Origin of the sequence: Neobacillus jeddahensis (assembly GCF_000612625.1) — a bacterium.
Classification (GTDB): Bacteria; Bacillota; Bacilli; order Bacillales; family Cytobacillaceae; genus Neobacillus; species Neobacillus jeddahensis.
In genome coordinates this window covers 1-6,631 of record NZ_CCAS010000104.1, presented here as the reverse complement: position 1 = coordinate 6,631, position 6,631 = coordinate 1, and the positions used below count along the sequence as shown (strand labels likewise).

8 protein-coding genes and 1 other annotated feature are annotated in these 6,631 nt (G+C 40.5%); of the genes, 3 read left to right on the top strand and 5 right to left on the bottom strand.

Annotation, left to right across the window (positions count from 1 at the left end):
- Positions 1 to 656: FGGY-family carbohydrate kinase (locus TY15_RS22470; RefSeq protein WP_042375634.1), on the top strand; the 656-nt coding region annotated here is incomplete at its 5' end.
- 14 nt (positions 657 to 670) lie between these two features.
- Entirely contained in the window at positions 671 to 1,708 is a 1,038-nt protein-coding gene (locus tag TY15_RS22465; RefSeq protein WP_040203722.1) for an aldose epimerase family protein, read from the top strand.
- A 42-nt stretch (positions 1,709 to 1,750) separates the two neighbouring features.
- Here TY15_RS22465 and TY15_RS22460 read toward each other — a convergent pair whose 3' ends face one another.
- The 3 genes from TY15_RS22460 to TY15_RS22450 form a co-directional block, all read right to left on the bottom strand.
- Complete coding sequence (locus tag TY15_RS22460) at positions 1,751 to 2,653, bottom strand: DMT family transporter (protein ID WP_040203724.1); 903 nt, start codon at positions 2,651 to 2,653, stop codon at positions 1,751 to 1,753.
- A gap of 97 nt (positions 2,654 to 2,750) precedes the next feature.
- Entirely contained in the window at positions 2,751 to 3,251 is a 501-nt protein-coding gene (locus tag TY15_RS22455) for a hypothetical protein (protein ID WP_040203725.1), read from the bottom strand.
- Entirely contained in the window at positions 3,251 to 3,721 is a 471-nt protein-coding gene (locus TY15_RS22450) for a hypothetical protein (RefSeq protein WP_040203727.1), read from the bottom strand. Before TY15_RS22450 ends, TY15_RS22455 begins: the two co-directional genes overlap by 1 nt.
- Before the next feature lie 206 nt (positions 3,722 to 3,927).
- Here TY15_RS22450 and galE point away from each other — a divergent pair, with 206 nt between their 5' ends.
- Positions 3,928 to 4,956, top strand: coding sequence for a UDP-glucose 4-epimerase GalE (gene galE, locus TY15_RS22445; RefSeq protein WP_040203728.1), 1,029 nt, complete (start codon positions 3,928 to 3,930; stop codon positions 4,954 to 4,956).
- A 77-nt stretch (positions 4,957 to 5,033) separates the two neighbouring features.
- Here galE and TY15_RS22440 read toward each other — a convergent pair whose 3' ends face one another.
- Complete coding sequence (locus TY15_RS22440; RefSeq protein ID WP_040203731.1) at positions 5,034 to 5,378, bottom strand: GIY-YIG nuclease family protein; 345 nt, start codon at positions 5,376 to 5,378, stop codon at positions 5,034 to 5,036.
- A gap of 17 nt (positions 5,379 to 5,395) precedes the next feature.
- Entirely contained in the window at positions 5,396 to 6,151 is a 756-nt protein-coding gene (locus TY15_RS22435; RefSeq protein WP_040203734.1) for a DUF2087 domain-containing protein, read from the bottom strand.
- 229 nt (positions 6,152 to 6,380) lie between these two features.
- Positions 6,381 to 6,631, top strand: a binding site (T-box leader). This feature is flagged as partial in the annotation.

Genomic DNA, 6,631 nt, shown 5'->3' with positions numbered 1-6,631 from the left:
TTTTCAACCATGGTCAAAAGGATGCCTACTATACAATGGGCGTGACGCTCGCAGCCGGCTATAGCTTAACCTGGTTTAAGGAAACCTTTGCACAAGAGCGAAGCTTTGAGCAGCTGCTTGAAGAGGCCGCTCAATCGTCAGTTGGAGCCAATGGGCTCATTTTCACGCCTTTCTTAGTCGGAGAACGGACGCCTTATGCAGATGCCAAAATCAGAGGAACATTTACCGGGATTGATGGTTCACACACGAGAGGAGACTTCACTCGTGCTGTCATCGAAGGAATTGTCTTTTCGATCAATGAGAGTGTAGAAATTTTCCGTAACTATGGTAAAACCATTGATACCGTCATCTCGATTGGCGGCGGTGCCAAGAGTGATGTCTGGCTGCAAATCCAAGCCGACGTTTTTAACGCCAAAGTGTTAAAGCAGAAAAATGAACAAGGTCCAGGGATGGGAGCTGCTATGATTGCGGCCGCAGGATTAGAGTGGTTCCCGTCACTAAGGGAATGTGCCGATGTGTTTATTCAAGCAGATAAAGTCTATGAGCCAATCCCAGAAAATGTTCAGCGCTATAAGGAATTCTATCAGGTGTACAAGGATGTTTATCCACATACTGTTGCCATCAATCATCAACTATTTGATATACGAAACAAGTAATAGGGGGGAACAGGATGAAGCTGGTTGAATCTTGTTTTGGTACCTTTAATGGAAAACAAGTAACATCCTATAGCGTCGAGAATGCGAATGGGATGAGTTTTACCTGTATAGACTATGGCTGCATTATCACAGAAATCAATGTCCCAGATCGTGAGGGGGCAGTAGAAAATGTGGTATTAGGTTTTGATACCGTACAAGAGTACTTGGATCACTCTCCATACTTTGGGTGTGTAATTGGCAGGACTGCTGGCCGGATAGGGCAGGCATCGTTTGAAATAGACGGTGTTCCCTACCATTTAGCAAAAAATGATGGGGAACATAATCTCCATGGTGGGCCGAATGGTTTTCATAACGTAGTATGGGAGTCAGTGGTTGAAAATAAGGAACATGAAACAAAGATTATCTTTTCGTATACCAGTCCTGATAGGGAAGAAGGCTTTCCAGGCAAGCTTGCTGTGACTGTCACCTATACGTTTAATGAGGAGAATGAATTAACCGTCAGCTATCAGGCCGTTTCCGATCAAAAAACGATTGTTAATTTAACGAACCATTCGTATTTTAATTTAAGCGGTCATCTTAAAAGGACGATTCTTGATCATGAGCTAACAGTGAATAGTGATGGATTTCTAGAGCTTGATACGACACTGATTCCGACGGGAAAGGTGCTTTCCGTCGAAGGAACGGTCTTCGATTTTAGAGAGGGGAAAAAGATTCGTTTAGGCATAGAATCTGACCATCCGCAAACGCAAATCGTCGGAGGAGGTTTTGACCACCCGCTTCTGTTTAACGATTCTCAACCAAAGAAGATGATGGTAGTAGAGCAGGAAAGCGGGCGCAAATTGGAAATCGACACGGATCAGCCTGCCGTTGTGTTTTACACTGGCAATATGTTAGGGAATGATTTTTCCATCAGAGGAAGGCAAGCGGAGAAGCATTTAGGATTTTGCCTAGAAACGCAGCAGCTGCCTAATAGGATTTCTGAATTACTTGTTGAAAAAAATGAAGTGTACAAAACAACGACAACCTATCGTTTTTCCTTAGAAAATAAATAAAGAAACAAATGCCTCCGTTCGTACTAAACGGGGGCATTTTGTTTAATTCATGCTACTTTCAACGGTTTGTGGAATGGGTTTTTGCTTTTGGCTTAAAAAGAAAAACACGCCCATCAGAACGAGTAAGCCGCCAACGACTTGCCATGGAGCCAGACTTTCATGAAGTAAAAAGAAAGCTAAAATCGTCGCTCCCACAGGTTCTCCTAAAATACTCATTGAGATCGTCGTGGCATTGACATAGTTTAATAGCCAATTGTTAATGACATGACTGACGGTTGGCACCGTAGCGAGTAAAAGAAAGATTCCCCATTCCTTGGCAGGATAACCGCTAACCTCAACCCCTGTAGAAAGGTTATAGATGGTGAGAACAATCGATGCAGACAAAAAGACACAAAAGCTATATAACCAATGTGAGACTTTTTTAACAATCGTTTGACCGATTAACAGATAGCCGACTACGGAAATGACACTGAAAAATGAGAGCAAATCTCCTATGATCGCCGCTTTACTTAACCCAAAATCTCCCCAGCCAATCATCATCGCTCCAATGATGGCTATGCCCATCGTTAATATGGCAGAAAGTGTTGTCCGTTCTTTAAATAAAAGAAATCCGCCAATCAATGAGACAATGGGCTGAAGGGCGAGAATAATAGTAGAGCTCGCTACAGTCGTTAGCTTTAATGACCCAAACCAGAGGACAAAGTGTAAGGCGAGAAATCCGCCTGAAAAAAATAAAAAGAACCAATCTTTATTGCCGATATTTTTAAATTCCTGCCGTTTTTTCCAGACGATGGGGACCATTAATATACTGGCAAACCACATCCGGTACATGCTTAAAATGGACGCCGGGGCATCAGACCATTTAACAAAAATCGCAGAGAACGAAATGGCGATGATGGAAATGGTTAGCGGCAATCCAAACGATCGTGAACCTTCCTGCTTCATCTTATCCTCCTAACAAAGTGTATGATCCGAAATAACTTTTTTTCAAATATTTATTAATTATACTCGGATTTATTCCATGTCACAACAATGGGATAAGTCATCGGTTTTTTAATCTTTCAAAGGTACCTTTCATATAAAGAAAGAAAAGCAGATAAAGACAAAGGGTGAGAATATATACAGGAAAGGAATAGGGAATCTTCCACCCATCATAAGTAAAGATGTTAAACCATAAGCAAAGCATCTCCTGCCCCATCGCAATAAATACCCATAGAATGATATACCAAAATACTCGAACGCCTCGAACAGACCATTTATCATAAAAGTAAGCGAAAAGATAACCAAACGGCGGGTAGAGGAACCAGGTAATCCAATCGAACCATTCGTATTTTTCAACGTCGTTGATGTCATATAGGTCAACACTTACCCCTGCTAGAATATGGTCTACGACTTGGGCATAGGTCATGTTAAAGATAAGCAAAATCAAGGTGATCGAAAGTGGGAACCTTTTTGGTAGTATCAAAATAAAAGAATATGCCACAATGATAGATAGGATAATAAACCATTCATTGCTATCAAACTTATCTGGTAATACAAGCATTATTGCTTCAGCTCTTTCATGACCAATTTTCGGAACAAAATATGAGTGAAATAGCAAATCATCCAAATAATGAGCCATTGTAGAAAATCCGCGGGCCAGTTCCAATTTTTATATTCTATGACAGCTAAATGCCTAATTAATTCATCAAACCCCACGATGATGGAGATCGTGATAAAGGGAATTAAAATTTTTATGAAGTTGAAACGGAATGATCTGAGTAGATTAAGACTTGTTGCAATGAAAAGTGGATATAACACGGTAAAAGTAAGATAAAATGTCAGTTGATCATGATGCTTTTCGGTCAATTTGAATGTCCCAAGATTTAACATGGAAATATCCATGAAATTGCTGTCGAGATACACCACTAGGATTATGATCATTGTTAATTCGAGTGTATTTAGATTTTTCGGCATGACCACGAAATATATAATTGCTAGTAAACTAATCGATGAAAAAGTAACTAAAGACATCGGTATCTCCTCATTCGCGTATGTCCTCTCAAAGTAATCTTTTGATTAGTATGTTCAATAACGATCAATATATAAAAGAAGAGGGGGTATTTTAAGCTAGTTTAGTTCAAATTCCTAAATATTGGAGTGTAGTGTATACTTAATAGAAGGGAAAATAGATTGTGATTTGTATCTCTGAATTTTCATAAGTAAGGAGAAATGTACATATGTCCATATTAGTTACAGGTGGAGCAGGATACATTGGAAGTCATACATGTATCGAATTGTTGAATGCTGGCTTTGATATCGTTGTCCTTGATAATTATGCAAACAGTAAGCCAGAAGCATTAAAAAGGATCAAAGAGATTACGGGAAAGGATTTTCCGTTTTACAAAGTTGACTTGCTTGATCGGAGTAGTGTTGATAATGTTTTTGCGGAAAATCAAATTGAGGCCGTTATCCATTTTGCTGGGTTAAAGGCTGTTGGAGAATCGGTATCCATTCCGCTCCATTATTATCATAATAATATTACCGGTACACTCATTCTTTGTGAAGTGATGAAAAAGTATGATGTGAAAAATCTTGTCTTCAGCTCTTCGGCAACGGTTTATGGAATGCCGGAGCGAGTGCCGATTTCAGAGGATTTCCCATTGAGTGCTACCAATCCGTACGGTAAAACCAAGCTGATGATTGAGGAAATTTTGCGAGATGTATATGTGGCAGACCAAGGCTGGAGTATTGCCTTGTTGCGCTACTTTAACCCGATCGGGGCCCATGAAAGTGGCAGAATCGGTGAGGATCCAAATGGAATCCCGAATAATTTAATGCCGTTTATTACACAAGTAGCGGTCGGGAAATTGAAGGAATTGCAAGTGTTTGGGAATGATTACTCGACGGTTGATGGTTCTGGGGTGCGCGACTATATCCATGTCGTTGATCTTGCGATTGGACATCTAAAAGCACTGGGAAAAGTCATGAACAGTAACGGGGTCGAAGCCTATAATCTTGGTACAGGTACAGGATATAGCGTTTTAGAGATTGTTTCTGCTTTTGAACATGCAGCGGAAGTGAGCATTCCTTATAAGATTGTCGACCGAAGACCTGGGGATGTGGCTGTCTGCTATGCAGATCCTTCTAAGGCGAAGAACGTACTCGGCTGGACTGCTTCCAAGGGAATTGCCGATATGTGCCGTGATTCGTGGAGATGGCAAAAAAATAATCCAAATGGTTATGAGGTAGAGCTCCGTTCAGAATAAGAAAGAAGAGGAACCCGTTCAAGTCACATGGAACGGGTTCCTTTTTAAATAGTTTGCCATTTGGGGGATTCCTGAATTTAGCGGTTGTATCCACGTTCCCCGTAAGGCTGGAGCTGATCTAACCACTTTTGCTCTAGTTCAGTTAATTGCTCTTTTTCGGTTGTATAAAGATCGGAGGTTGGTTTAAGAATTTCGATGACCTCAATCGTAAAGGCATCCTTTCCAAAGTGAGTCCAGTCTTCCTGTAGTTGTTTGTTTCGATTGCTGCCAGTCTCTAGCATAAACTTTAAGCCATTTAATGTTTTTAAGTTTCTCGTACTCCCGATAAAGATCTTCCCGTTTTTCAGATTTTTGATTTGATAGATTCCAGCCTCTATCTTTGTTTCTTTGTATTGCTGTTTCAATTCCTTCTTACGATCCATTACATCTCACTCCTTGATTATTTTTTCAACCAGTATTGGCTTCCATCGGCTGTTCGATCGATCAATCCGTATTCGATTAAATATCGTCTAATCATGACGTAATCATCATAAATGGTCATCAAAATCTGATTAAGCTCTTTCTCGCTATAGTTACGTTTGCTTTCGAGGTGCTTTGTCATTTCGCGGAGAACAACCAGCCGCTGCTTTTCCTTGGGCGGGAACGTCGTTAACCTTCCTGTTCCTCCATCTGGTAGAAATTTCTGGAGAATTTGCGCTTGTTCCTCTGCAGTAATAGCGTAGCGATCATCGACCAGTTTGGCGGTTTTATGGGGAGCAACAAACGCAGGTGCGTATTGATCCTTTTCCTTTAACAGCTCCATCATCGCTAAAAAGGTCTTGGCTTGCCGTTCCTTCTCTTTTAAGGCAAAGCGGTGATGCCTGATCGTTGACGTGCTGCCAATGCCCATTTCTGTTTGAACCTCTTTGTCATTTTTTCCTTGGTAAAAAAGGGCGAGCAGCTGGGCCTGATGGTCAGTTAAGCCCGTAAATTTCTTATCCATCCCGAGTAGGTAGTGGAAAACAGATTGATGGGTTTGCTCAATATGAATGCGCATATATCGTTCCGCTTCGTAAAAGATATCCCCATGTGGATAAATAATCCCCTTTTCGACTTTCTCACCGCAAAGCAGGCAAACATAGGCTTCCTTTTCCTGCATATATCCATGCTTCAGTTCTGCCAATGAGGCATTCCAAAATAAATCCGAAATTTCCATGCTATTCACACGTCCTAAGATTTGATAAACAATATATAAAAATGTTTGGTTTATAACCAACATATTAAAATAAAGTTTAATTTACGTCAATAAAAAAAGAGGGGATGTTTGCTTATACGTAAACAAAGGAAGATATTGTTTGTTGATCAGCGCGTTCATCTAACCACAAAGAAATAGCAGCTATTGACTTTTTAGAAAGTTTCGAATAAAATATCGATAAAATTAACAATAAAAGGCAAAGAAGAGAAAAAGTAAAATGACTTCGTTTTTTACAGAGAGCTTCGGGGGCTGAAAAGAAGCAAAAACACTCATTTGAACAATGGTCTCTGAGCTTCGTACTGAACTTGCGGAAACGTATTAGTAGGCTGCGGCGAGATTTGGCGCTCGTTATCAACGTCACAGTATACGAGTAAGCAATATATACTCCGTACTTGCAGAGGCAAATAGTGTGAGCTATTTGCGAAATAAGGTGGTACCACG